Source organism: Sphingomonas sp. FG14 (assembly GCF_057809675.1).
Genome location: NZ_JBMDKK010000010.1, coordinates 55601 through 80820, shown reverse-complemented (window position 1 = coordinate 80820; position 25220 = coordinate 55601). Strand labels below are relative to the sequence as shown.

22 protein-coding genes and 1 riboswitch are annotated in these 25220 nt (G+C 65.1%); of the genes, 13 read left to right on the top strand and 9 right to left on the bottom strand.

Annotation, left to right across the window (positions count from 1 at the left end):
- Window positions 1–5 precede the first annotated feature (5 nt).
- Entirely contained in the window at window positions 6–674 is a 669-nt protein-coding gene (locus ACODTA_RS21350; protein WP_489068387.1) for a prolyl hydroxylase family protein, read from the top strand.
- A 4-nt stretch (window positions 675–678) separates the two neighbouring features.
- On the opposite strand, the gene ACODTA_RS21345 is transcribed toward ACODTA_RS21350, so the two are convergent.
- From ACODTA_RS21345 to dgcN, 4 genes are read right to left on the bottom strand one after another with little or no spacing between them, the layout of a single operon-like run.
- Window positions 679–2277, bottom strand: coding sequence for an N-acyl-D-amino-acid deacylase family protein (locus ACODTA_RS21345; RefSeq protein ID WP_489068385.1), 1599 nt, complete (start codon window positions 2275–2277; stop codon window positions 679–681).
- A 27-nt stretch (window positions 2278–2304) separates the two neighbouring features.
- Complete coding sequence (locus tag ACODTA_RS21340) at window positions 2305–3714, bottom strand: serine hydrolase domain-containing protein (protein ID WP_489068383.1); 1410 nt, start codon at window positions 3712–3714, stop codon at window positions 2305–2307.
- A 34-nt stretch (window positions 3715–3748) separates the two neighbouring features.
- Window positions 3749–4753, bottom strand: a complete 1005-nt coding sequence (locus ACODTA_RS21335) for a dipeptide epimerase (protein WP_489068381.1) — start codon at window positions 4751–4753, stop codon at window positions 3749–3751.
- Between the two features lie 8 nt (window positions 4754–4761).
- The gene (gene dgcN, locus ACODTA_RS21330; protein WP_489068379.1) at window positions 4762–5772 is read right to left on the bottom strand and encodes an N-acetyltransferase DgcN; all 1011 of its coding nucleotides are present in this window, start codon (window positions 5770–5772) and stop codon (window positions 4762–4764) included.
- A 214-nt stretch (window positions 5773–5986) separates the two neighbouring features.
- Between dgcN and ACODTA_RS21325 the strand changes: the two genes are divergently transcribed.
- Window positions 5987–7426, top strand: coding sequence for an amino acid permease (locus tag ACODTA_RS21325; RefSeq protein WP_489068377.1), 1440 nt, complete (start codon window positions 5987–5989; stop codon window positions 7424–7426).
- On the opposite strand, the gene ACODTA_RS21320 is transcribed toward ACODTA_RS21325, so the two are convergent.
- Window positions 7427–8329, bottom strand: coding sequence for a MurR/RpiR family transcriptional regulator (locus ACODTA_RS21320; protein ID WP_489068375.1), 903 nt, complete (start codon window positions 8327–8329; stop codon window positions 7427–7429).
- A 204-nt stretch (window positions 8330–8533) separates the two neighbouring features.
- Here ACODTA_RS21320 and ACODTA_RS21315 point away from each other — a divergent pair, with 204 nt between their 5' ends.
- A complete protein-coding gene (locus ACODTA_RS21315) occupies window positions 8534–10897 on the top strand; it encodes a TonB-dependent receptor (protein WP_489068373.1) in 2364 nt (787 codons plus the stop codon).
- Between the two features lie 6 nt (window positions 10898–10903).
- On the opposite strand, the gene ACODTA_RS21310 is transcribed toward ACODTA_RS21315, so the two are convergent.
- Window positions 10904–11902: a ligase-associated DNA damage response exonuclease gene (locus tag ACODTA_RS21310; protein WP_489068371.1), complete on the bottom strand. Its 999-nt coding sequence runs from the start codon at window positions 11900–11902 to the stop codon at window positions 10904–10906.
- Window positions 11903–11992: 90 nt separating this feature from the next.
- Between ACODTA_RS21310 and ACODTA_RS21305 the strand changes: the two genes are divergently transcribed.
- From ACODTA_RS21305 to ACODTA_RS21290, 4 genes are all read left to right on the top strand, one after another.
- On the top strand, window positions 11993–14380 hold the full coding sequence (locus ACODTA_RS21305; RefSeq protein ID WP_489068524.1) for a ligase-associated DNA damage response DEXH box helicase: 2388 nt from the start codon (window positions 11993–11995) through the stop codon (window positions 14378–14380).
- A 60-nt stretch (window positions 14381–14440) separates the two neighbouring features.
- Complete coding sequence (locus ACODTA_RS21300) at window positions 14441–15850, top strand: M20/M25/M40 family metallo-hydrolase (protein ID WP_489068369.1); 1410 nt, start codon at window positions 14441–14443, stop codon at window positions 15848–15850.
- Between the two features lie 76 nt (window positions 15851–15926).
- Complete coding sequence (locus tag ACODTA_RS21295; RefSeq protein ID WP_489068367.1) at window positions 15927–16250, top strand: hypothetical protein; 324 nt, start codon at window positions 15927–15929, stop codon at window positions 16248–16250.
- A 17-nt stretch (window positions 16251–16267) separates the two neighbouring features.
- Window positions 16268–16837: a TMEM165/GDT1 family protein gene (locus ACODTA_RS21290; RefSeq protein ID WP_489068366.1), complete on the top strand. Its 570-nt coding sequence runs from the start codon at window positions 16268–16270 to the stop codon at window positions 16835–16837.
- On the opposite strand, the gene ACODTA_RS21285 is transcribed toward ACODTA_RS21290, so the two are convergent.
- Entirely contained in the window at window positions 16815–18074 is a 1260-nt protein-coding gene (locus ACODTA_RS21285) for a cysteine desulfurase-like protein (protein ID WP_489068365.1), read from the bottom strand. The two genes, ACODTA_RS21290 and ACODTA_RS21285, sit on opposite strands and share 23 nt — an antisense overlap.
- Window positions 18075–18261: 187 nt before the next feature.
- On the opposite strand from ACODTA_RS21285, the gene ACODTA_RS21280 reads away from it, so the two are divergent.
- Both ACODTA_RS21280 and ACODTA_RS21275 read left to right on the top strand, forming a co-directional pair.
- Complete coding sequence (locus ACODTA_RS21280) at window positions 18262–18759, top strand: Dps family protein (RefSeq protein WP_489068363.1); 498 nt, start codon at window positions 18262–18264, stop codon at window positions 18757–18759.
- A 68-nt stretch (window positions 18760–18827) separates the two neighbouring features.
- Window positions 18828–18946, top strand: a riboswitch (yybP-ykoY riboswitch).
- Window positions 18947–19039: 93 nt separating this feature from the next.
- On the top strand, window positions 19040–19606 hold the full coding sequence (locus ACODTA_RS21275) for a TMEM165/GDT1 family protein (protein ID WP_489068361.1): 567 nt from the start codon (window positions 19040–19042) through the stop codon (window positions 19604–19606).
- Between the two features lie 7 nt (window positions 19607–19613).
- Here the strand turns inward: ACODTA_RS21275 and ACODTA_RS21270 are convergent, their stop codons facing one another.
- Window positions 19614–20435, bottom strand: a complete 822-nt coding sequence (locus ACODTA_RS21270; RefSeq protein WP_489068359.1) for a metallophosphoesterase — start codon at window positions 20433–20435, stop codon at window positions 19614–19616.
- A gap of 73 nt (window positions 20436–20508) precedes the next feature.
- Between ACODTA_RS21270 and ACODTA_RS21265 the strand changes: the two genes are divergently transcribed.
- The 4 genes from ACODTA_RS21265 (at window position 20509) to ACODTA_RS21250 (ending at window position 23973) form a co-directional block, all read left to right on the top strand.
- A complete protein-coding gene (locus ACODTA_RS21265) occupies window positions 20509–20682 on the top strand; it encodes a DUF1328 family protein (protein ID WP_489068357.1) in 174 nt (57 codons plus the stop codon).
- 56 nt (window positions 20683–20738) lie between these two features.
- Complete coding sequence (locus tag ACODTA_RS21260; protein ID WP_489068355.1) at window positions 20739–22316, top strand: cisplatin damage response ATP-dependent DNA ligase; 1578 nt, start codon at window positions 20739–20741, stop codon at window positions 22314–22316.
- 110 nt (window positions 22317–22426) lie between these two features.
- Complete coding sequence (locus ACODTA_RS21255) at window positions 22427–22768, top strand: YciI family protein (RefSeq protein ID WP_489068353.1); 342 nt, start codon at window positions 22427–22429, stop codon at window positions 22766–22768.
- Complete coding sequence (locus ACODTA_RS21250) at window positions 22753–23973, top strand: RNA polymerase sigma factor (protein WP_489068351.1); 1221 nt, start codon at window positions 22753–22755, stop codon at window positions 23971–23973. Before ACODTA_RS21255 ends, ACODTA_RS21250 begins: the two co-directional genes overlap by 16 nt.
- 50 nt (window positions 23974–24023) lie before the next feature.
- Here the strand turns inward: ACODTA_RS21250 and ACODTA_RS21245 are convergent, their stop codons facing one another.
- Window positions 24024–25196 (bottom strand): Yip1 family protein, encoded by a 1173-nt coding sequence (locus tag ACODTA_RS21245; RefSeq protein WP_489068349.1) that lies wholly within the window; start codon window positions 25194–25196, stop codon window positions 24024–24026.
- Window positions 25197–25220 lie beyond the last annotated feature (24 nt).

Genomic DNA, 25220 nt, shown 5'->3' with positions numbered 1-25220 from the left:
GCGCAATGCGCACCACGTTCGGCGGCCCCGCCTCGCCCGCGCTGGCCGCGATCGGCGTTGCAGCGGGCGCGCGGCTCGCCGCGACGCCGGAGGTCCAGAAGATTCCGGTCTCCGGCGTGGAGCTGTTCGCCCGGCAGAACTTCCTCGACGATGCCGAATGCGGCTTCCTGATCGGCCTGATCGACGCGAGCAGCCGGCCCTCCTCCCAATTCCTCTATGGGCAGGAGGCCGGCAACCGCACGAGTTCGAGCGGCGATCTCTATCGCTGGGACCCCGGCGTCATCGCCATCGACAACCGCATCTGCGCATTGCTGGGAATCGACCCCAGCCATGGCGAAACGCTGCAAGGCCAGCGTTATGAACCGGGTCAGCAGTTCAAGGCGCATCACGACTTCTTCCATGTCAGCCAGCCCTATTGGCCGGAACAGGAAAAGCATGGCGGACAGCGGAGCTGGACCGCGATGATCTATCTCAACGAGCCCGAGGGCGGCGGCGAGACGCAGTTCCCGATGGCCGGCATCGCCGTCTCGCCGCGCAAGGGCATGCTGCTCGCCTGGAACAATATGGGAGCGGACGGCGCCCCCAATATGGACAGCATCCATGCCGGACTGCCCGTGACCGCGGGCGTCAAGCATATCGTCACCAAATGGTTCCGCGAACGCCCCTGGGTCTAACGGATTACCGCCCCGATCGCGCGCGCGCCGCTTTCTTCGCCGGTGCGCCGCTCCTTAGAACGGGTTGCCCGGAATGGACGCCCGTCGCCTGACCGTCCTTCAGCACCAGGCCGCCATTGACCCAGACGCGCGATATGCCGACCGACAGCGCGGACGGAGTCTCGCTGGTCGCACGATCGGCGATCCGGGCGGCATCGAACAGGACGAGGTCGGCACGCGCGCCGGGGCGGATGACGCCGCGATCGGTGATGCCCATATGCTGGGCCGTCGCCCCGGTCATCCGATTGATCGCCTGTTCCAGCGTCAGGATCTTCTCCTCGCGCACATAGCGGCGCAGCACACGGGGAAATGATCCGATGCCGCGCGGGTGGAGATCCCCCAGCATGCCGTCGCTGCAGATATTGGCATGCGGCCAGGCGATGAGCTTCGCGATATCGTCGCCACGCATGCTGGTGCCGATCACCATCTCGCGCGCACCCGGCACCTGCGATTCTGCGATCAACTGCATCAGCGCGACGGCCGGATCCACGCCGCGCTGCGCCGCGATCTGGGCGACCGTCTTGCCGACCAGGCTTCGGTCCGGGCTGAATTCGGAGAGCATCAGCCCTTCCGGCGGCGCCAGATGCTTCAGCGCGAATTCGGCGCTTTCTCGATTGGTGAAATCGCGTTTGGGGAACATGACCGTCAGCGTCGATTGCCAATATTCATAGGGATAGACGTCGCCGGTGATATCGACGCCCGTGGCGCGCGCGCGATCCATGATGCCAAGGAAACGATCCGCCTGCCCCCACCAATCGGTCATCGCGAGCTTCATGTGCGAGACCTGCACGGGCATGCCGGTGACGCGGCCGATATTGATGATCTCGTCGAGCGCGGCCCAGATGAACTGATCCTCGCTGCGCATGTGGCTGATATAGCGCCCGCCGAAACGCGCGGCTTCCTTGGCGAGCGTCAGCACCTCGTCCTTGCTGGCATAGATGCCCGGATCATATTCGAGCCCGGTCGACAGGCCGATCGCGCCGGCCTCCATGCCCTGACGCACCTGCGCGCGCATGCGCTCGATCTCCGCCGGGGTGGCGACGCGCTTGAAATCCTTGCCCAGCACGGCGGCACGAACGGAGTTATGGCCGATATAGGTGCCGATATTCACCGCGACCGGCGTCTTCTTCATCTTGTCGAACAGCGGGGTCAGCGGCAGTTCCGATCCGCCGTCCTGCCCGACGATGATCGTCGTGACGCCCTGGCTGGTCACCGGCACCGCATCCGGTTGCTCGAACAGCCCGTGATCATGATGGCTGTGTGTATCGATAAAGCCCGGCGACAGCACCTGCCCGACGCCATCGACCACCTGCTCACCCTTGCGCGGCGCGAGATCGCCCACCGCGACGATCCTGCCGCCTTCGATGCGGACCGACGCGGAACGCGCCGGCGCACCGGTGCCGTCGACGACCTGCGCACCGGTGATCAGCGTCGATTGCGCGATCGCGGCCGTCGAGACCGTCATCGCGGCGGCGGCCAGGATCGGGCCGCATGCGCCGCGCAACAATGTCCGCCAACCGCCCGTCCGGAAAGATCGGGGCGCCTGAGTCTGTTCGATAGCCATGGCCATTCCGTCCTTTTGTCGCGCGGGTTATTCGGAGATGAAGAAGGATGACACCTGGTTGCCCGGCGCCACGGCGTACCGCACCTTCATCCTGCGATCGCCGAAACCGGCATCGAAGGTGTAGCTGATATCGTCACCCAGCTCCTCGCGCTCCACCAGTTCGAGCTTCGTCAGCGCCCCAAGCGGCTTCATCAGCTTGGCGAAATGCGGATTCATCATCGCGAGCATTTCGCCCCCGACAAGCGGAACATCCTGCTGACGCAGCGCACCCGTGCGCGCGGTTTCGATCAGCGCGGTGACGCGGCGGGCGGTGTCGGGTTCGGCCTTGGGGCGTGGAGCGGGCGCCACCAGCGCCGGATCCCAGAGTTTCGCGATACCGTCCACAAAGGCGTCGAGGTCGGTTTCGGCCGAATTGGTCAGCAGCACGATCGACAGATCGTCCCCCAGATAACGCGAATAATAGGTGCGGAATCCCTGCCAGGCGCCGCCATGATGATAGCGCGGCTTGCCGGCGGCGCTATCCAGGCGCCACGCGAAACCATAGGGGTAAGGCTTGCCGCTGTTGAGCCGCGCGGGCGTATAGACCTGCTTCCAGCTTGCCGCGCTCAGCACCTTGCCCTGTTCGACGCCGCGCGCCCAGGCGATCATGTCGTCGAGCGAGAAATAGAGCGATCCGTCCGCCGTCGAATTCATCGTCGGCGACACGAAATCCTGATTCTTCAGGACGCCGCCGTCCAACTGGTAGCCTGAGGCGCGATGCATCACGATATCGCCGTCGCTGATCCCCCGCGCCGTCTTCATTCCGAGCGGCTTGAAGACTTCGGTGTCGAGAACCTCCAGATAGGATTTGCCCGTCGCCTTCTTCACGAGAATGCCGAGCAGCGCATAGCCGGTGTTGCTGTAGTTCCAGCGCGCGCCGGGCGCGAAATCGAGCGGCATGGCGGCGGCGATCTTGACCAGTTCGTCATCGCTATAATCGCGCCGGTAATCGAAATCGCGGCCGTAATTGGCCACGCCCGAAGTGTGCGTCAGGAGATGGCGGATGGTCATAGCCCCCCAGCTTGCCGGCACATCGGGCAGATATTTGGAGACAAGGTCGTCCAGGCTCATCCTGCCCTGCTCGACCTGCGTCATCACCGCCGCGGCGGTGAACATCTTGCCGACCGATCCCGACTGGAAGATGGTTTCGGTGGTCACCGGAACATTATTCTCGACATCGGCCTGGCCATAGCCCTTGGCCACGACGACCTCGCCCTTGCGCAACACCGCGATCGAGACGCCGGGCACTTTTTCCTGGCGCATCTCCTGCTCGATGAACGTATCGAGCTGTTTCCTGAAGGTTACCGGATCGGGCGCGGCGAGCGCCGGCGCCGCCGTGCAAAGCGCCGCCATCGCGCAGAAGGTCTTGGCCAGGCTGAACATCGTCTCTCCCCTCATGATGTTTTCATATCGTCGATGCGATTGCCGTGCGTCATGCCGCCGGCTCTTGGTTGCGGACGCCGCCCCATATGTCGTCGGAACACCAGATCATGCCGTCGCGATAATCGGCGCGCGGCTCACGATCGGCGGTGAACAGCACCGGCCCGTCGAGGTCGACGATGTCGCAAAGCTGGCCAACGATGAAGGCGGGCGCCATGGCGAGCGAGGTGCCGAGCATGTTGCCGACCATCACCTGCAGCCCGCGCGCGCGCGCCACTTCCACCATCGCCAGCGCCTCGGTCAGTCCGCCGCATTTGTCGAGCTTGATGTTGATCACGGAAAAGCCGGGCGAGAGCGTCGGGATGTCGCTCAGCCCCTGAACGCTTTCGTCGGCCGCGATCGGGATGGGCGAAACGAAGTCATCGAGATCGACGTCTCGATCGATCGGCAGCGGTTGCTCGATCAAGGCGACTTCGGCGTCGAGCAGCACCGGCATCAGGCGTTCGAGCGCTTCGCGTGAAAAACCCTGATTGCCGTCTACGCCCAGCCAGACGTCGGAGCGCACCGCACGAGCGGCGCGGACACGATCGGCATCGAGCCCATCGCCCGTCAGCTTGAGTTTCAGCGCGCGCGCGTGAGCATAGGCCGATGCCCGCTCGGCCACGACATCCGGCGGTTCCGCGCCGATCGTCCAGGTGGTGAGGCAAGGCGTGGGTGTGGTGATGCCGGCCATCTGCCAGGCGGACCGTCCCGAGCGCGCGGCCTCCAGATCCCATAGCGCACAATCGAGTGCATTGCGTGCGCCGCCGATCGGCAGCAGCGATTGCAGACGCAAGCGATCCACGCCCTCGCGAAAGACGTCGCGTATCGACGCGATCGTGTCGGCGATGCCTGCCGGTGTTTCGCCGAGATAATCGACCCCGGCGGCTTCACCACGACCCTCATGCTCCCCATCCCGAACGGTCACGACGACGAGGTCGAGCGCGTCATAGGTCCATCCCGTGATGCGGAACGGATGGATCAGAGGCCAGGTTTCGACGCGAACCGCGATGTCCATGGAAACGCCTAGTCGAAGGTGGCGGCGACATGCGCGACGAGCGCGTCAGCCCCGGTCGCCACGGGATCGAAACAGGGTAGCCCGAAACGATCGGCGATGGCCTGTAAATGGCCGGCCCGGGCTTCCGCAGGCAGCGCCGAGGTATTGACGCTGATGCCCGCGCAACGGACCGCCGGATTGGTGCGCCGCGCCAGATCCAGATTGGCTTCGATGCATTCGGCCAGTTCAGGCAACAGGAAATCGGGATAGCCGTCAACATGCGTGCGGCCCGCCGCGTGGCAGAGGATGATCGCGTCGGGCTGCGAACCGTGGAGCAGGCCAAGCGCCACGCCCGCATAGGCGGGATGGAACAGCGAGCCCTGGCCCTCGATCACGTCCCAATGATCGGCATCATTGTCGGGCGACAGGCTCTCCGCCGCGCCCGCGATGAAATCGGACACGATCGCGTCGATCGGAACACCCTCGCCCGCGATCAATATGCCGGTCTGTCCGGTGGCGCGGAAGGTGGCCTTCCTGCCGCTTTCCGCCATCGCGCGCGCGATGGCGAGTGCCGTATATTTCTTGCCCACCGCGCAATCGGTGCCGACCATCAGCATCCGCCGGCCGGTGCGCTTCCGGCCGGTGCCGACGGGAAAGGAGCGGCCCGGAACGCGGACGTCGAACAGCGACGCGCCCGATCGCTCCGCTGCGGCGGCGATCTCCGGAACGCTGCCGAGCCGCCTGTGCATGCCGCTTGCGACATTGAGACCGGCATCGAGCGCGGCCGTGATCGGGGCGATCCATGTATCCGCGATGGCGCCGCCAAAAGGTGTCACGCCGATCACCAGCGTTTGCGCCCCGGCAGCGCGCGCCTGATCGAAGCCCATGTCCTCCAGGCCCAGATCGACGCCGCAGGAAGGCAGCCGCCACTGGCCGGCGCACCGCTCCGGCGCCCAATCGAGCAGCCCGCACGCCGTCTTCGCGTCGAGCCGATCGGCGACATCGCCCAGGAACAACAGATATTTTCCGGGGATGATCATCTCGATGCGGTCTTTCCTGCTGCGAATGGGCACAAATCGTCCGCACTTCAGCGAACGGCTTGATAGTTATAAATATCACTCTAGAAGTCAACTGACATAAAATTAACATCACTGATCGACTGGTGTCGACGCGCTGGAGACCGAGCTTGAAAAGCCTGCCCAACCCACCCCCGCCCCGCCGATCACATGCCTGCGATTGCGGGGCGAAACGCGCATGACTCCGTTCGCACGCAAGACCGTCGCCGCCCTTCAGGCGAGCACGGACAGAAAAGATACAAAGCTGTCATCCGATATCGGGCTGTTCGCGCTGATCTGCTTCGGCGTCGGCAGCACCGTCGGCGCGGGCATCTTCATCCTGACGGGCACGGTCGCCGCGCAGCATTCTGGGCCGGCGGTCGCGCTGTCCTTCCTGATCGCGAGCGGCGTCTGCCTGCTTGCCGGGCTATGCTATGCCGAACTCGCTGCGATGATGCCGGTGGCGGGCAGCGCCTATTCCTACACCTATGCCTCGATGGGGGAGGCGGCCGCCTGGTCGGTGGGCTGGTGCCTGGTGCTCGAATATCTCTTCGCCGGCGCGCTCGTCGCGATCGGCTGGTCGGCCTATACCCAGTCGGTGCTGCACGATATCGGGCTGGGGATTCCGGCGGTGTTCGCGCAGGCGCCTTTCACGATCTCGGCCGACCGTCATCTGGTGGCGACGGGAGCGATCGTCGATCTGCCGGCGGTGCTGTTGACGATCTTCTGCACCGCGCTGCTACTGCGCGGCACCGAATTCTCGGCGCGGATCAACACGCTGATCGTCGTCGCCAAGATCGGCGCGATGCTGCTCGTCGTGCTGACCGGCTTCGCGTTCGTCGATCAGGCCAACTGGTCGCCCTTCGTTCCGCCCAATGAAGGCGTGTTCGGCCGGTTCGGCTGGTCGGGCGTCATGCAGGGCGCGGGCGTGCTGTTCTTCGCCTATGTCGGTTTCGACGCGGTTTCCACGCTGGCCCAGGATGTTCGCGATCCGCAGCGCACCGTTCCCCGTGCCCTGCTCGCCTCGGTCGGCATCACGACTTTACTCTACGCGCTGGTCGGGCTCGTGATCACCGGGCTGGTCAGCTATCGCCTGCTCGACGTTCCCGATCCCGTCTATGTCGCGCTCAACGCCGCCGGGCCGGGGCTCGCCTGGACCAAGGTGATCGTGGGTTTCGTCGCGATCGCCGGATTGGTCTCGGTGCTGCTCGTCAGCATCCTCGGCCAGGTCCGCATCTTCTATGCGATGGGGCGTGACGGCCTGTTGCCGGCGGCGTTCACGCGGGTGCGCGCGCGATCGCACATTCCCTTCGCCGGAACGCTGGTGACCGGCGCGATCGCTTCGATCGCAGCGGGCGTGTTGCCGCTGAGCCTGCTCAGCGAGCTTATCTCGATGGGCACGTTGTTCGCGTTCGTGATGGTGGCGGCAAGCGTGATCGTCCTGCGACGGCGCGAGCCGGATGTTGCGCGCCCGTTCCGGGTGCCCTTCTACCCCTGGACGCCGCTGCTCAGCATCGTCGCCTGCCTGTATCTGATGTGGAGCCTGCCGCTGGATACCTGGGTCCGGCTCGTCATATGGCTGGCGATAGGAGTCGCGGTCTATTGGCTCTACGGCCAGAGGCGGAAGGCACGAGCGTGATCAGGACTTGCCAGCCCTGCGCGCCGCCGGGCTGCCGACATGGCCGGTATAGGATTGGTAGAGTTCCGACAGACGTTCCAGCCGCTCCTCCACCGGCGCGCCCAGTTCGCCGATCACGTCGTTGACGAGCAGGTTGACGACGCAGCCGAGCGAGACCTGAGAGCTCCAGAACAGCTCGACCTCGGTCGACACCGCGATGACGTGGCTTGTGAACTTGCGGATCCAGTCGCAGAATTTGTCGGTGAGCATCACGACGGGAATGCCGTCGCGGTCCGCCCTGGCTGCCAGGTCATAGGCCTGTTCGGAATAGCGGCGCATATCGACCAGCACGAGACAGCGGCCATCGGGATCGCCCGCGAAGATCTCGTGATAATTTCCAGCGGTCATGTCGACGATGCTGACGCCGTCGCGCGCATATTGCAGCAGATGCGCCAGCGTGATCGCGACGCCGCGCTCGGTCTGGAAGCCGGCGACGTGCACGTGCCGGCTGTGCGCCAACAATTTCACGATCTCCTTCCAGGTCTCGCTTTCAGCCAGGCCATAAGCTTCGATGATGCCGGCCAACTCAAGCTCCAGGCTGCGCTTGGTGCGGTTGCTCTCGCCGCGCGCGCCGACGAACTCGGTCACCTGATCGCCGACCAGCCAGGGCACGCCCGACATGGTGGTGCGCAGCCCCGCCTTCAGATCCTTGAAGTGGCGATAGCCCATCTTCCGTGAGAACCGCCCGACGGTGATCGCGCTCACCTCCAGCTTGTCGGCGATCGAATTGGCGGTTTCGAACGCGATGCCGCCGCGATTGGTGAGGATGAAATTGGCGATCGTCCGTTCGGCGGGCGTGAAGCCGTCCAGGCTGTCTTCAAGCCGCTGCAACAGATCGCGGGACGTATCGGTTTCACCTTCCACGGATCGTCTCTCCCCGGATTTCTGATCTTCACGAGTCCTAGAGCCTGATTGGTTGGGGAGGAAGCCCGCCTGCCCGGCGCCCGTGAGCTCAATGTTACATAACTATCACATATTGACATGATGGTATATTTATACCCTAATTATCCGCGCTGACAGGATTCGAACAGACCGGGCAGGCCCCGGCAGCGAAAAAGGGGAGAGAGCATGAGAAACGGGCGGAACATTCAGCGGGCGATCGCGGCGGCACTGGCATCGGCGGCGTCGATCGTCGTGACGGCGAGCCCGGGATTCGCGCAGGAACGCGCCAACCCCGGCCAGAGCGGCGCGACGAACGACGCAGCTCAGGCCGTCGACGAGATCGTCGTCACCGCGACCCGCAGATCCGAAACGGTGCGCGACGTGCCGTTCAATATCCAGGCGATCTCGGCGGACACGCTGGAGAAGACCGGCGCGATCGATCTCACCGATTTCGCGCGCACCGTGCCCGGTCTCTCGATGAACGATTACGGCCCCTCGGGCGGCGCCAAGCTGGTGCTGCGCGGCCTCAGGACGGGCAGTGAGGCGGGCCTCGCGCCGACAACGACGGTCTATGTCGACGAAGTGCAGGTCGACATGCCCTATCGCGGCACCCCGCTGGACCTGAAGCTGCTCGACATCGAGCGCGTCGAGGTGTTGCGCGGCCCCCAGGGCACGCTGTTCGGCGGCGGCGCGATCGGCGGCACGCTCCGCTACATCTCGAAAAAGCCCGACACCACGAAATTCGAGGGCAGCGTCGGCGGCGAGCTCTCGACGACGCGCCATGGCGGCGCCAATTACAATCTGACCGGCATGATCAATGTGCCCGTCAACGACTGGATCGCGATCCGCGCGAACCTCGGCCGCTTCGACAATGACGGCTTTATCGACAATGTCCGGACGGGGGCCAAGAACGTGAACGACGACCGGACGACATCCGGCCGCATCGCCGTGCTCATGAAGCCGGTCGACGACCTGGAAGTCAGCCTCACCTATTATCGCCAGACCGCGCGCTACGGCGAATCCGTCCTGCAGCGTGAAAGCCAGCCCCGGCTGACCGTCGACTATATCCACCCGGGCATCACCCGCTATCGGGCGCAGCTCGCCAATCTCACGCTCGCTTATGATTTCGGCTGGGCCAAGCTGACGTCGAGCTCATCCTATATCGACGAGAAGCACGATTCCTCGAACGATGGCACTTTCGGCATCCGCGATTCGATCTTCGGCAGCTTCCTGGATCCCGGCGACATCCCCGAATTCACCGAATATTCGGTGCGCCGTGCACGATCGCACGCCTTCACGCAGGAAATCCGGCTGGTCTCGGCGTCGGACGGCCCGTTCAACTGGATCATCGGCGGCTATTACAACAAGGAACGCACCGGCGAGAACGACCAGGAATTCGTGCCCATCCCGTTCCCGGGACAAGCTGCGTTCGAGCAGAACATCATCGGCGCCAGGATCAACGACGACAAGGAATATAACTACGCCTATACCGATCGTTCGCGGCAATATGCGGTGTTCGGAGAACTCAAATACCAGTTCACCGACGCCTGGCAGGCTTCCGTCGGCGGGCGCTATTTCGACGTGCGCGGCAATGGCGAATTCTACGCGATCGACCAATGGTTCGGCCGCAATGCGCGCGACGCGAACGGGCTGGCGCGCACCGTGCCCTATGCGGACGAATTCTCCTATGGCAGCAACCATGAGAAGGGCACCGTCTGGCGCTTCAACACCTCATACAAGCTCGGCGCCGGCTTGATCTACGCGACGATCGCGCAAGGATTCCGGCCCGGCGGCTTCAACCGCCTGACCCCCAATACCGGCGTTCCACCCGAAGGATATCAGTTCAACTCGGACGACCTGATCAGCTATGAACTGGGTGGCAAATTCTCCTTCGCGCAGAACCGGATCTATGTGAGTTCGGCGCTGTTCAGGATCGACTGGTCCGACATCCAGACCACGGTCCGCACCCCGATCGGCTTCTCCTATCAGGGCAATGCCGGCAAGGCGGTCTCGCAGGGCGTCGAGATCGAACTGAATGCGCGCGACGTCCTGATGCGCGGCCTCTCGTTCAACCTGGGCTATAGCTATACCGACGCCAAATTGACCGAGTCGATCGAACGGATCGGCTTCAAGGGCGAACGGATGCCGCTGGTGCCGCGCCACGCGCTGTCATTGATGGCGGACTACAGCGCAGAACTCGGTGATGGCCTGAAAGCCGGAATGAACTGGCTGACCAGCTATACCAGCGGCAGCTATGCCGATTTCGGCCGCTTCCAGCCCGTGCGCGGCACAACAGCCGGCTCGCTGGTTCCGTCGACAAGCGTCAATCGGCAATATCTGCCGATCGCCGGCTATTGGCTGTCCAGCCTTTCGCTGCGCCTGGAAGGGGAGAGCTGGAGCGCCCGGATCTTCGCGGACAATCTGTTCGATGCGCGCTTCAAGACATCGCGAAGCTTTGTTTTCGCCAACAGCAATTTCGCGACGTCGGACGTGAATTATTACGCCAATCGCCCCCGCACGATCGGCATCGGGCTGAACAAGCGCTTCTGATCCCCGTCAATCATCCTCGTCTTCATAGCCCGCCAGATCGAGCGCCCGCGCCTTGATCTGGCGGGTTTCGCACCAATGGACGAGCGCATCCTCCCGGCCGTGCGTCACCCACACTTCCTTCGGCGCGATCTCGATCAGAGTCTGGGTCAGTTCGTCCCAATCGGCATGGTCGGACAGGATGATCGGCAACTCGACATTGCGCTGCACCGCGCGCTGACGCACGCGCATCCAGCCCGAGGCCATCGCGGTGATCGGATCGGGTAGGCGCCGCGACCAGCGATCGTTGAGCGCCGAGGGCGGCGCCAGCACGATCGCTCCCTTCATCTCGTCCTTCGTCGCGTCGGTCGAGGGGCGCAGGTCGCCCAGTTCCACGCCATGTTCGACGTAAAGGTCGCACAGCCGCTGGAGCGCGCCATGGATGTAAATCGGATCAGCATGCCCCAATGCCCTTAGCTCGGCGATCACGCGCTGCGCCTTGCCCAGCGCATAGGCGCCCACCAGTACGCAGCGATCGGGATTGGTGCGGAGCGCCGCAAGCAGCTTGTCGATCTCGTCATGGGTTTCAGGATGCCGGAACACCGGCAGGCCGAAGGTAGCCTCGGTGATGAAGACGTCGCATGCCACGGGCTCGAAACGCGCGCAGGTCGGATCTGGGCGGCGCTTGTAATCACCCGAGACCACGATGCGTTCCCCGGCATGATCGAGGACGATCTGGGCCGACCCCAGCACATGGCCCGCCGGTACGAAGCCGACCCCGATATCGCCCAGGATCAGCGTCTCGCCATATTGCACGGGAATGCCATGTTGCGGGCCATAGCGGCATTCCATGATCGCCAGCGTCTCCGGCGTCGCCCAGACCTGGCCATGACCGCCGCGCGCATGATCGGCATGGCCATGGGTGATCAGCGCATGCGCGACCGGACGTGACGGATCGACCCAGACATCCGCCGCCGGGATATGTATGCCGTGTGGGTGCGGCGCGATCCAGCTACCGAGTCTGGCCATGCGCCCTATATAGGACGGGATGGCCGAAAGTTCCCGCCCCTTTGCCGCCGGCCCCGAACGGCACGCGGCGTGACGCGCCTGCCCGCCATCCTGGAGCGCTGGTTCGCCGAACGGGGCTGGGCCCCGCGCCGCCACCAGCGCGACATGCTGGAAGCCGCCCGGGCCGGCCGCCACGCGATGCTCGTCGCGCCGACCGGCGCGGGCAAGACCTTGTCCGGCTTTCTGCCGACCCTGGCCGATCTGATCGAGGCGCCGGTCGACGGGCTGCACACGCTTTACATCTCGCCGCTCAAGGCACTTGCGGTGGACGTACAGCGCAATCTGCTGACGCCGATAGCGGAAATGGGACTCGATATCCGCGTCGAGACGCGGACCGGCGACACCCCATCGGACCGCAAGGCGCGTCAGCGCGTGCGCCCGCCCCAGATCCTGCTGACCACGCCCGAATCGCTGAGCCTGTTACTGTCCTACCCGGACAGCATGCTGATGTTCGAAGGGCTGAAGACGGTGGTGATCGACGAGGTCCACGCCTTCGCCACCACCAAGCGCGGCGACCTGCTCTCGCTCTCGCTGTCGCGACTGCAAAGGTTGGCGCCGGGTTTCCGCCGTGTCGCCCTGTCCGCGACGGTCGCGGATCCCGACGGCTATCGCGCCTGGCTGGCGCCGCATGGCGATATCGACATGGTCGAGAAGGTGATCGGCGAACCCGGCGCCGAACCCGACATCTCGATCCTGCTGCCGGAGGGCCGCGTGCCATGGTCCGGCCATTCGGGGCGCTATGCGGCGCCGCAGGTGATGGCGGAGATCGAGACGCACAAGACCACGCTCGTCTTCTGCAACACGCGCAGCCTGGCCGAACTGATCTTCCAGGATCTGTGGAAGGCCAATGAGCTGAAGCTGCCGATCGGCATCCATCACGGCAGCCTGGCCCGCGAAGCGCGGCGCAAGGTGGAAGCGGCGATGGCCGACGGCAAGCTGCGCGCGCTGGTGGCCACCGCCAGCCTCGACCTCGGCGTCGACTGGGGCGATGTCGATTGCGTCGTCCAGATGGGTGCGCCCAAGGGGTCGTCGCGGCTGCTCCAGCGGATCGGCCGCGCCAACCACCGGCTCGACGAACCGTCTGAAGCAGTGCTCGTGCCCGGCAATCGCTTCGAATATCTGGAGGCGCGCGCGGCGCTTGACGCGGTCGACGCCGGTGAGCTCGATCCCGACATCTTCCGCCCCGGCGCGCTCGACGTGCTGGCCCAGCACATCATGGCCTGCGCCTGCGCCGCGCCGTTCGACCAGGCTGCGATGCTCGACGAAGTCCGTTCAGCCCTCCCCTATTCGGCGCTCGACGAAGCGACCTTCACGCGCGTGCTCGGCTTCATCGCGGACGGCGGCTATGCGCTACGCGCCTATGACCGATTCAAGCGTCTGACGCATGGCCATGACGGGCTGTGGCGGGTCTCACATCCCAATTTCGTCAAGCAACATCGCTTGAACGCCGGCATCATCGTCGATGCCGAAACGCTGGACGTCCGCTTCAAGAACGGTCGCAAGCTGGGCTCGGTCGAGGAATATTTCGCCTCGACCCTCTCGCCCGGCGACACCTTCTTCTTCGCGGGCCTCAGCCTGCAAGTCGAGCGCATGGACACAACCGACCTGATCGTCCGCGCGACCACCAGATCGGCGCGGGTGCCGAGCTATATGGGCGCACGCATGGCGCTGTCGACCAATCTCGCGCGCCGCGTGCGCGGTTTCCTGCATGATCGCGGCGCATGGAGCCGCTTTCCCGACGATGTCCGCGAATGGCTGGAGGTGCAGGATCATCGATCGATCCTGCCCGGCCCCGATCAACTGCTGATCGAAACCTTCCCGCATGAAGGGCGGCATTACATGGTCGCCTACAGCTTCGCGGGCTGGAACGCCCACCAGTCGCTGGGCATGCTCGTCACCAAACGCATGGAGACGCTGGGGCTCAAGCCGATCGGTTTCGTCGCCAACGACTATGCCTTCGCCACCTTCGGACTCGAGCCCGTCACCGACCCCGCGCCGCTTTTCTCCCCCGACATATTGGAGGACGAGTTCGTCGAATGGGTGCAGGGATCGCACCTGCTGAAACGCGCCTTTCGCGAGGTTGCGGTGATCGGGGGACTCGTCGAACGCCAGCATCCCGGCAAGAAGAAGACGGGCAAGCAGGTCACCTTCTCCACCGACCTGATCTACGACGTGCTGCGCCGCTATGAGCCCGATCATCTGCTGCTGCGCGCCGCTTGGGAGGACGCGCGCGCGCGCGTTACCGATGTCGGGCGGCTGGCCGATCTGCTTGAGGGCGCGGAGGACGCGATGGTCCATATCGACCTGCCGCGCGTGACGCCGCTGGCGGTGCCCGTGCTCGTCATGATCGGGCGCGAACATGTGCCGCAAGGCACCGTCGACGACGAATTGCTGGTCGAAGCCGAAGCGCTGGCGGCGCAGGCGATGCGCCCCGATTGAACGATTGCGCTACCCGCGAATCTGCGATCTAGTCGCGCCTTCCGTTCACGGGGGTCCGCGATGCGCGCTTTTGTCCTGTCCTGCCTTGGTCTTGCCCTTTCCACCCAGCCACTCGCCGCACAGGGCACGCTTCGCCCCGATCAGGTGAAGTTCCGCGACCTCTACAAGGAGCTGGTCGAGACCAATACGACGCTGTCCGTGGGAAGCTGCACGCTCGCGGCGGAGAAGATGGCGGCGCGGCTCAAGGCGGCGGGTTACACCGATCAGGACATCACGCTGTTCGCGACACCCGAGCATCCCAAGGAGGGTGGGCTGGTCGCCGTGCTGAAAGGCAGCGATCCCAGACTGAAGCCGATGCTGCTGCTCGCGCATATCGACGTGGTGGAGGCCAAGCGCGAGGACTGGACGCGCGATCCCTTCGTGATGGTCGAGGAGAACGGCTATTATTACGCACGCGGCACCGCCGACGACAAGGCGATGGCGGCGATGTGGACCGACAGCATGATCCGCTTCAAGGAAAGCGGATATAAGCCGAAACGCACGATCAAGGTCGCGCTCACCTGCGGCGAGGAAACCACCTACGCATTCAACGGCGCGCAATGGCTGGCGCAGAACCGACCCGAGCTGATCGCGGCCGAGTTCGCGCTGAACGAAGGCGGCGGCGGCGACAGCGACGGCAAGGGCAAGCTCGTCAGCCAATCGATGCAGGTCGGCGAAAAGGCAGTGCAGAATTTCCGCATCGAGGCAACCAATCCCGGCGGCCACAGCTCGATCCCGGTACGCGACAATGCGATCTACGATCTGGCGGACGCGCTGGCGAAGATCCGCGCCTATGAATTCCCGGCGCAGTTGACCGACACCACCCGCGCCTATTTCCAGGCGGTCGGCAAGGCGAAGGGCGGCGAGGAAGGGGCTGCGCTGCTCGCGATCGCCGCCAATCCCGACGACAAGGCGGCTGACGCCATCGTATCGAAGGACCGCGTCTATCATTCGATGCTGCGCACCACGTGCGTCGCGACGCTGATCGATGGCGGCCATGCCAACAACGCGCTGCCGCAACGCGCCGGCGCGAACATCAACTGCCGCATCTTCCCCGGCCGTTCGATCGAGGAGACGCGGGCCGCGCTCGTTTCCGTGATCGGGAATCCCAAGATGACGGTCACCGTGGTTCCGCCGATCCGGCCCGCCGCCGTGCCGCCGCCGCTCGATCCGAAGATCATGGGGCCGGCGACGAAGCTCGCCGCCAAATATTTCCCCGGCGTGCCCGTCGTGCCCGTGATGTCCACGGGCGGAACCGACGGCATCTTCCTCGGCGCGATCGGCATTCCCGTCTATGGCGTGCCCGGCCCCTGGGGCGACCCGGACGGCAATGGCGCGCACGGCCTGAACGAGCGGATGGAAGTGAAGTCGGTGATGGTTGGCCGCGACTATCTCCACGATCTGGTGATGGCCTATGCAGATGGGAAATAACCCGCGAGAAACGACTGCAACCAATATTTAACCATGCTGGCGCATCCTGTTTCCAAAGCGGGAACAGGGGGCCAAAATGGGCATCGCCGTCGAAGCCATGATGCAGGTGCGCGGAGGATTGTGCGACCGGATAGACCGGATCGCGAATGAGCTTCCGCATCTGACGCTCGATCAACTCTGCAACGGGGTGGACGATATCCGCCGTACCGCTCTCGACCACGGCCTCGATCCGCTGGTGCAGCTCGCGCGCGGACTGGAAGCGGCGCTGGCCGATGCCGGGCGTGGCGCGATGGTGCTGCCCTGGCTCGACACCATGCGCGATGCCGTCGGCTGCGAACGGCTCGATGCCGAGGCCGGCGCGATCTATCTCGCCGCGATCAACGTCCGCATGGCCGGCTGAACCCAATCGGCTGATCGATGGAAGCCCTGCTGTCCGCCTTGCTCGCGGCCGCGCTGGCCGAGCTGGGCGACAAGACCCAGTGGCTCGCGCTCGCGCTGGCGCTCCGATTTCGCGATCAGGGCGGTGCCGTGCTCGCGGGGATCGCGCTGGCGGCGATCGTCAACGCCGCGATCGCCAGTGCTGCCGGCATCGCGGTCAGCGCGATGCTCACCCGCGAGGCGACGACATTGATGCTGGCATTCGCGCTGGTTTCAGCCGGCGTCACCATGATGCTCAAGGCCAGGCCCGCACCGGGGCTCGAAGGCTGGCGGATCGGCGCCTTCCTGACCAGTTTCGCCGCCTTCGGCATCGCCGAACTGGGGGACAAGACGCAGTTCCTCACCTTCGCGATCGCGACGCGCACCGGCATGCCGGTGCTGACCGCGGCGGGCACGGCGGCTGGCGTGTTCGCGATGAGCGCGCTCGCGGTGGCTGGAGGACGCACCGCGCTCGACGCGCTACCGCTTGGCGTGCTCCGCCGCGTTGGCGCCGCGCTGTTCCTGCTGCTGGGCGCGATCGCTGCGGTCAACGCGCTCCAGCTGGTCTGACGATATGCGCCAACATGTCGATGACACGATCGACCTCGTCAGCCGTATTATAGTGGCATAGCCCAAGGCGAAGCAGACCACCGCTTTCGGCGAGGCCGAACCGGGCCACCGCTTCCACCGCGTAGAAATTGCCCGCCCACGCGAAAATATTGCACTGGGCCAGGGCTTCGGACAGCGCATGCGGATCATGGCCGGCGATGGTGACGCCGAAGGTCGGCACGCGCCCCTTCACGGTCTGCGGCCCCCACAGTTTCAACCCGTCGATCGTGCCGAGCCCGGCCAACAGGCGCTCGCCCAACATGTCCTCATAGGCATGGCAGCCGAGCATCGCGGCACGCAGGCGCGCGCCGCGCGTGGTGGCGTCCGGCGCGAAGCGGGCGCCCAGCGCTTCGAGATAGTCGATGGTCCCCGACACCGCCGCCTGCCCCTCGAACGAGGGTGTTCCGGTCTCGAAGCGCCGCGCCGACGGCCGGATCGACGCCGGGCGCACCTTATAGGCGTGGAGGCGCTCGAGAACGTCGTCCTTGCCCCACAGCACACCCTGATGCGGCCCGAAGAATTTATAGGGCGAGCAGACAAGCAGATCGCAGTCGAGCGCGCGCACGTCGGTCGCGATATGCGGCACCGACTGGACCGCATCGACGAAGACCAGCGCTTCGCAATGCGCACGCACGATCCTTACGATCGCGCCGACATCGTTGAGCGTGCCGATGGCGTTGCTTGCGCCGCCAATCGCCACGAGCCGCGTGCGCGGCCCCAACATCTCTGGCAGCGCATCTATCTCGAGCTGCCCCGTTTCCGGATCGAAATCGATCCAGCGCACCGTCATTCCGCGATCCTGTGCGACCATCAGCCATGGCGAGACATTGGCGTCGTGATCGAGCCGCGTGACGACGAGTTCGTCGCCTTCACGCCAATCGCGCGACAAGGCCCGCGATACGGAGAAGGTCAGCGACGTCATATTGGGGCCGAAGGCGATCTCGTCGGGCGAACCGCCGAGCAGGTCGGCCATCGCGGCGTGCGCCGCCTCGCTCATCGCATCGGTTTCGACCGAGGTTCGAAAAGCGCCACCGCTATTCGCCGTTCCCGCCTCCAGATGCCGCACCATCGCCGCGAGCGCGGGTGCGCAGATCTGCGTTCCGCCGGGTCCGTCCAGATAGATGCGTGCATCACCGGGCTCTTGCGCCGCCAGTGCGGGAAACTGGGCACGCACATCGTCGATGGGAAAATCGGTCATGGGGTTCTCCGGCCTGGAACGACAGCCTCTACCTCAGCAACCGCACGCCATAAAGATTCGCCATCGATCGATATAATCGATCACCGAAAGCGAATTTTTCCGGGCGCTTATACCAAAAGAGCTGCGACTTTTTGTCCGCTCTTTCGTTATGCTTCCGACTCGAAATTGGACATCCAAGGAGGATATCATGGCCAAGGGCGGCAAAGCGAAACTCAAGACACCCACCGACATCGGCAGCAACGCCGCGAAGACCGTCGCGGACGCGCTGAACGGTATCCTCGCCGACAGCTATGCGTTGTATATCAAGACCAAGAATTTCCACTGGCACGTCTCGGGTCCGCATTTCCGCGACTATCACCTGATGCTCGATGAACAGGCGACGCAGATCCTGGCCACCACCGACGAGATCGCTGAACGCGTGCGCAAGACCGGCAACACCACGTTGCGTTCGATCGGCGACATTGCCCGTCGCCAGTCGATCAAGGACAATGACGCGGAGTTCGTTTCGGCCGCGAACATGCTGGCCGAACTTCGCGAGGACAATCTGGCCCTGGTCGCCAGCCTGCGCGAGGCCAAGGACATTGTTGACGAGGCCAAGGACAACGCGACCTCGGGCATTCTCGACGACTGGACCGACCAGGCCGAGCAGCGCGCCTGGTTCCTGTTCGAAGCCAGCCGGACCTGATTCCGCACTTCCGATTGAAGCACCAGATGGGGCGGGCCGTTGACGGTCCGCCCGTCTCATTATAGAGCCTCCCGGTCATCCGGGGAGTAGCCGGCCGCGCCAGCCCATCGGGCGAAAGCGCGGATGCCGTGTCAACATACTTGGCCGAGAGGCCATGGCGCGGCGAATCCCAGCCTGGGCTGGGATCGGCAAGACCGATGACGCCTGACCTCCGCACATGCCGGGCGGGGTGGTCATGCGTCGTTGGTAGTGCCTTCCGTCCGGCCGGAGTCTCGTTTCCATGGAAGTCCTGCTTTCCTCGACGCTGCTGGTCGCCTTTGCCGAGATCGGCGACAAGACCATGCTGCTCGCCATCGTGCTCGCCTGCCGGTTCCGCCGGCCATGGCCGATCGTCGCCGGCATCCTGGCCGCTACCATCATCAATCATGCGCTGGCGGCATGGGCCGGCGCCGCCATCGCCGGCCTGCTCGATGGCTATTGGTTCCGCATGGCGGTGGCGCTCGGATTCATCGCAATGGCGGCATGGACACTGGTGCCCGATTCGATCGACGAGGAGGAAGCCGAGCCCAAATCCGGCTATGGCGCGTTCCTGACCACCACCATCGCCTTCTTCTTCGCCGAGATGGGCGATAAGACGCAGATCGCGACCGTCGCGCTCGGCGCGCAATATCAGGCGGTGACCCTGGTCGCGATGGGCACGACATTGGGTATGATGATCGCGAATGTGCCCGCCGTCTTCCTGGGCGATCGCATCACCCGCGTCCTGCCGATGGCCGCTATCCGCATCGCCGCCGCCACGATCTTCGCGATCCTCGGCATCTGGGCGCTGCTCGATCTGTTCGGCTGACTCACCTTCATGGGCCGAGCGTGACGATCCAGAGATCGGGAGGCACGCCGTAGCGTAGCGGCACGACGCTGGTGCCGAGGCCAGCCGTCACCATGATCGTGCGCCCTGCTTCCTCGATCCGGCCGCAGGCATAGCGTTCACCATGGCGCGATGCCGTGGAGATGCGGCCGATCAACGGCAAGCGAATCTGTCCGCAATGGGTGTGCCCGGCCAGCACCAGGGGGATACGCTCGGGGAGTAGCGGAACAATGTCCGGGCTATGGCTGAGCACCAGTCGTGGTCCGGACAACGCGTCCATCGCGCGCATCGTCTTCGCCACATCGGCATTGCGCGTGATCTCATCGTCGATCCCGCCGATCGTCAACGGCCCGCGCCGGACGGCCTGGTTGGTGAGCAAGGTGACGCCCGTTGCGGGTATCGCGCGGCGGAAGGCGGCGGTGTCGCGTGCATGATCGTGATTCCCGAGCACGGCGATCGCGCCCAGCGGCGCACGCAACCCGCGAAACGGCGCCACCGCCGCTTCGACGGCATAGTGCCGCGTGGCGAAGGGTTTGTCGCTCACCAGATCGCCCGCGATCATCACGATATCGGGGGAAAGCGCGTTCACCTGCCCAACGATCCGCGCGAGCCGTTCGGGTGGCATGTCCGGCCCGGCGACATGGAGATCCGACATCAGCACGGCCCGGATAGGCGGCTGCCCCACCGGCCAGCCAGGCAGCGACACATAGGTGGAGCGCATGATCGGATCGCGTGTCGCCTGCCAATAGCCGGACGCGATCAACCCGATTCCGACCAGGGACGACAAGATCAGGGCAAGACGGAGTTTCATCACCGCCGCGTCCTAACGGAACCGCCGGCCGAGGCAATTTGTTGATCATGTCTGCACCGAAAGGAGACGGAAAATGCTCAAGGCTGCCCTAATATTCCTCATCGCGGGCCTCGTTCTCGGCGCGCTCGGCTTCGGCGGGGTCGGCGGCGCGTTCGTCGGAATCGCCAAAATCCTGTTCTTCGTCGCCATTGCCGTCTTCCTGATCTTCCTGGTCCTCGGCCTCACGGCCGTGAAGAAAGTTACCTGAACCGGCGCGCGCGAGGTGATGGCGCCGCCGGACGATCCCGCCTAGTCTGAGCGATAATGCACGCCTTCGCCGCGCTCCTCGATCGCTTGATCTACACGCGTTCGCGCAACGCCAAGCTCAAGCTTATCGCCGACTATCTGATCGCTACGCCCGACCCCGACCGCGGTTGGGCGATGGCGGCGCTCACCGGCGATCTCGATCTGCCTGCGGTGAAGCCGGCAATCATCCGCGCGATGGTCGATGCTCGCGTCGATCCGGTGCTGTTCCGGATGAGCCGGGACTATGTCGGTGATTCGGCGGAGACGGTCTCGCTGATCTGGCCCGATCCGCCGGCATCGCCTGCGGGCGAGGTCGATCTCAGCCTGAGTGGCATCGTCGATCAGCTCTCCACATTGTCGCGATCGGATGCGCCGGCGGTACTCGCCGATCTGCTCGACCGGTTGAATCCCGAGGAGCGCTTCGCTCTGCTCAAAATGGCGACCGGCGCATTGCGCATCGGCGTGTCCGCCCGATTGGCCAAGACCGCGCTCGCGCAGGGCTTCGGCCTCGACGTCGATGCGGTAGAGGAAGTGTGGCACGGCATCCGCCCGCCCTATGCCCCACTGTTCGACTGGGCGGAGGGCCGAGGCGAGCAACCGACCGCTGCGGACGTTCCGGTCTTCCGCCCCTTCATGCTGGCTCATCCGCTGGACGACACGGCGGTCTCGCTCGATGACTATGCAGCCGAATGGAAATGGGACGGCATCCGCGTGCAGATCGTCCGCGTCGCGGGCCAGATCCGGCTCTACAGCCGCGCGGGCGACGACATCACCCACAGCTTTCCCGAGGTGGCGGCCGATTTCGATGCGGACGGCGTGCTCGACGGCGAACTGTTGGTGAAGGGCGATGCCCAGGGCGGGGAAGCGGCAAGCTTCAATGCGCTCCAGCAGCGGCTCGGGCGCAAGCAGGTTTCCGCGCGGATGCTGGCCGATTATCCCGCCTTTGTCCGCCTCTACGACATGTTGATCGACGGAACCGAGGACATACGCGCCTTGCCCTGGCAGGATCGCCGCATCCGTCTCGAAGCCTTTGTGGCAAGGCTCGCGCCCGGCAGGTTCGACCTTTCGCGCGTGATAGACGCCGACAGTTTCGAGGCGCTCGCGCAGATCCGTGCCGGCGCCCGCGATGCCGCGATCGAAGGGGTGATGCTCAAGCGCCGCGACAGCGCCTATGTCGCCGGCCGCCGCGTGGGGCTGTGGTACAAATGGAAGCGCGACCCGCTGATCGCCGATTGCGTGATGATGTATGCCCAGCGCGGCTCGGGCAAACGATCCAGCTTCTATTCCGACTATACGTTCGGCTGCTGGACCGATGCGGGCGAATTGCTGCCGGTCGGCAAGGCCTATTTCGGTTTCACAGATGAGGAGCTGAAATGGCTGGACCGCTTCGTCCGCCAGCACACCGTCAACCGCTTCGGCCCGGTGCGCGAGGTGGAGAAGACGCTGGTGCTGGAAGTGGCGTTCGATTCGATCCACGCCTCCAAGCGGCACAAATCCGGGGTCGCGATGCGTTTTCCCCGGATCGCGCGCATCCGCACCGACAAGCCCGCCGAGGAAGCCGACCGGATCAGCACGCTGACGGCGATGATCACATGATTTTTTCGGCCAGCCTGTCGATTCGGTGAAATGCCGCGCGTCATGGGGCGTGAAACCGGATTGCCGCGCACACGGCGATACGGTTTCATGATCCATGAGGAGGACCGACGATGAAATATGCGCTGCTGATCTACGGCAAGGAATCGGACTGGGCGAATGCCAGCCCGGACGAGATGACCGCGATCTTCGCCGAGCATGGCCGACTCGGTGAGGCGCTGGGTTCACGCCATCTCGCCGGAGAGGAACTCGATCTCACCGCGACCGCGACGACGGTGCGCACGACGAACGGCCAGAGCATCGTCACTGACGGCCCCTTTGCTGAAACTGTCGAACATCTGGGCGGCTTCTACCTGATCGAGGCCGCGGATCTCGACGAGGCGCTGGGCTTCGCCAGGATGCTGTCGGGCACGGTCGAGGTTCGGCCGGTCGTCAACCATTGCGGCACGCCCTGAACGCCGCGCGGGAAATCGAAGCGGCCTATCGGGCGGACTGGGCACGTTTGCTCGCATTGCTTGCGCGCCGCTTCGACGATCTCGATCTGGCAGAGGACGCGCTGGCGGATGCCTTCGCTTCGGCGGCGCGGGCCTGGGGCGTTGGCGGCGTTCCCGAGCGCCCCTCCGCATGGCTGATGCGCGCGGCGATCCGCAAGGCGATCGACCGGCTGCGCCGTCGCGCCACCGCCAGCGATGCCCGGCGGCGGCTGGTGATCGACGCAGAGGACGGATGCATGGATACCGTGGATCCCGACACTCTGCCCGACGAGCGGCTGGCGCTGATCTTCACCTGCTGCCATCCCGCATTGGCGCGGGAAGCGCAGGTGGCGTTGACGCTGCGGCTGGTCGTGGGGCTCGCCACGCCGGAGATCGCGCGGCTCTTCCTGGTCGCCGAGCCCAGCATGGCCGCGCGCCTCACGCGCGCGAAGCGCAAGATCGCCGCCGCGCGCATCCCTTTTCGCGAACCCGAGCCCGCCGAACGCGCGGAACGACGGGACGGCGTTCTGGCGGTGATCTATCTGCTGTTCACCGAGGGCTATGCCGGCTCGGCGGGCATAGCCCTGATCCGCACCGCGCTGGCCGAGGAAGCGATCCGGCTGGGCCGCCTGCTCCATATGCTGATACCGGGCGACGGCGAGGTCGCGGCGCTGCTCGCTCTTATGTTGTTCCAGCATGCACGCCGTTTCGCGCGCGTGGACGGCGACGGCGCGCTTGTCCTGCTCAAGAATCAGGATCGGAACCTGTGGAGGCACGACGAGATCGCGGCTGCGGACACACTGATCGCGGCACCGGCCGCTGATGGCCCCTATCGGCTGCAAGCGCTGATCGCGGCTTCGCATTGCGGCACCGAAGGATCGAATTGGCCGGCGATCGCCGCACACTATGCACGCCTTGAGGCATTGACTGGATCTCCGGTCGTGCGCCTCAACCGTGCCGTCGCGGTCGCCGAAGCGGTCCATCCGGCGGCTGGACTCGCATTGCTCGAGGGGCTCGACGACAGGCTTGGCGATCATGCCCGGCTCGCGCTCGTGCGCGGCGAACTGCTCGCCCGAACCGGCCGAACCGAAGATGCGATCGCGGCGCTTCGACAGGCAGCCATCCGAACCGCCAACACGGTCGAGCGCCGCCATATCGACGCCCGGATCGCCGCCCTGCGCGACTGATCCTTGGCTGCTTCCGATCGAGGATGCATGAGCATCTTCGAGATCGCGTATTATTGCTTCGCCAAACCTTCCAGCCGGTCGATGCCGACCGCCATCACCGCGCCCTTGATCGCATTCATATCGACATTGTCGCCGCGCGCTTCGACGAGAAAGCGGTTGGCCACGACCACGCTGAACTTGCCGCTCTTGGACTGACCGTCCCATTCTTCGCTGACCATGCGGCCGTCGATCGTCTGGGTCTTTTCATAGCCGGTTTCGGTCTGGCGGCTCGACTGGACGTTGAGCGCGCTGCCCAATGCCGCGAGCGCGCCGACCGCGGCCATATCGGTCAGTTCGAGCCGGATATTGCCCTCTCCGGCCGTATAGCGCGCCTCGGCATGCGAACCGCCGACGCCGGCGGCGCTGCCCGACGAACTTGCGATCTCGGTGCGGCCATAGCCCGGCAGGGCGGCCGGCAACAGCGCCTGGAGTTGATCCGCCGGCAGCGCGATCGCGGCGCCGTTACCTGGCGTGCCGACCTGGTTGAGCTGGTTGGCGGCCGCCTCCATCTTCTTCGACGCGGCTTCGAGCTTGCCGAGATCGACCGAGCCGACGCCGGGGACCGCGAGCTTGCCTTCGAGCTGCCCCGCAGGCGCGGTGCGTGCGAACATCGCCACCACCGGCGCGGTGATCGCGCTGGCGACAATCGCCAGCACGATCGCGGCGACCACGGTCAGCGCCGTATAGCCGAGCGCCTTCTCCTCCGGCGCCTTCATCAGGCGCGGCAGACCAAGATAGAGCAGAAACAATCCGTAGATGCCGAGCAGGGAAAGCCAGGCGAGTGCAGGGATAAGACCGAATATGCCGGCCACCCAGGACGCGGTCCATGAATAGGCGGCGACCTTGAACGCCTGGATGCGATTGGGCGTCGCGTTGAAGTTGGGCGCGAGCGCGTCGATGATCACCGCCAGCACATAGACGCCAAGCAGAGTCAGCGCATAGCTGACCGCCGCGCCCGTCACCGCCCCGGCCACCGACGGCCGATAGGTGATGCCGAACATGGAATGGCCCAACACCAGACTGCCGATGGCTGTGCACACGGCCGGGATCGCGGCGAGCGGGATCACATGCGCGCGATAGATGCCGGCGACGGTCATGGGCTCGGTATCGATGCGTTCCCATTCCGCCTTGGGCTGAAGCAGGATCGCCTTGGTGCGTTCGATGAGCGCTGCGCGCTCCGGCATCAGATTCGGAATGTTCGGATTGTT

Coding starts and splice junctions, on each gene's coding strand:
- ACODTA_RS21350 (WP_489068387.1), top strand. CDS start 6: ATGCGCACCACGTTCGGCGGCCCCGCCTCGCCCGCGCTGGCCGCGATC.
- ACODTA_RS21345 (WP_489068385.1), bottom strand. CDS start 2,277: ATGGCTATCGAACAGACTCAGGCGCCCCGATCTTTCCGGACGGGCGGT.
- ACODTA_RS21340 (WP_489068383.1), bottom strand. CDS start 3,714: ATGAGGGGAGAGACGATGTTCAGCCTGGCCAAGACCTTCTGCGCGATG.
- ACODTA_RS21335 (WP_489068381.1), bottom strand. CDS start 4,753: ATGGACATCGCGGTTCGCGTCGAAACCTGGCCTCTGATCCATCCGTTC.
- dgcN (WP_489068379.1), bottom strand. CDS start 5,772: ATGATCATCCCCGGAAAATATCTGTTGTTCCTGGGCGATGTCGCCGAT.
- ACODTA_RS21325 (WP_489068377.1), top strand. CDS start 5,987: ATGACTCCGTTCGCACGCAAGACCGTCGCCGCCCTTCAGGCGAGCACG.
- ACODTA_RS21315 (WP_489068373.1), top strand. CDS start 8,534: ATGAGAAACGGGCGGAACATTCAGCGGGCGATCGCGGCGGCACTGGCA.
- ACODTA_RS21310 (WP_489068371.1), bottom strand. CDS start 11,902: ATGGCCAGACTCGGTAGCTGGATCGCGCCGCACCCACACGGCATACAT.
- ACODTA_RS21300 (WP_489068369.1), top strand. CDS start 14,441: ATGCGCGCTTTTGTCCTGTCCTGCCTTGGTCTTGCCCTTTCCACCCAG.
- ACODTA_RS21295 (WP_489068367.1), top strand. CDS start 15,927: ATGGGCATCGCCGTCGAAGCCATGATGCAGGTGCGCGGAGGATTGTGC.
- ACODTA_RS21290 (WP_489068366.1), top strand. CDS start 16,268: ATGGAAGCCCTGCTGTCCGCCTTGCTCGCGGCCGCGCTGGCCGAGCTG.
- ACODTA_RS21285 (WP_489068365.1), bottom strand. CDS start 18,074: ATGACCGATTTTCCCATCGACGATGTGCGTGCCCAGTTTCCCGCACTG.
- ACODTA_RS21280 (WP_489068363.1), top strand. CDS start 18,262: ATGGCCAAGGGCGGCAAAGCGAAACTCAAGACACCCACCGACATCGGC.
- ACODTA_RS21275 (WP_489068361.1), top strand. CDS start 19,040: ATGGAAGTCCTGCTTTCCTCGACGCTGCTGGTCGCCTTTGCCGAGATC.
- ACODTA_RS21270 (WP_489068359.1), bottom strand. CDS start 20,435: ATGAAACTCCGTCTTGCCCTGATCTTGTCGTCCCTGGTCGGAATCGGG.
- ACODTA_RS21265 (WP_489068357.1), top strand. CDS start 20,509: ATGCTCAAGGCTGCCCTAATATTCCTCATCGCGGGCCTCGTTCTCGGC.
- ACODTA_RS21260 (WP_489068355.1), top strand. CDS start 20,739: ATGCACGCCTTCGCCGCGCTCCTCGATCGCTTGATCTACACGCGTTCG.
- ACODTA_RS21255 (WP_489068353.1), top strand. CDS start 22,427: ATGAAATATGCGCTGCTGATCTACGGCAAGGAATCGGACTGGGCGAAT.
- ACODTA_RS21245 (WP_489068349.1), bottom strand. CDS start 25,196: ATGCCGGAGCGCGCAGCGCTCATCGAACGCACCAAGGCGATCCTGCTT.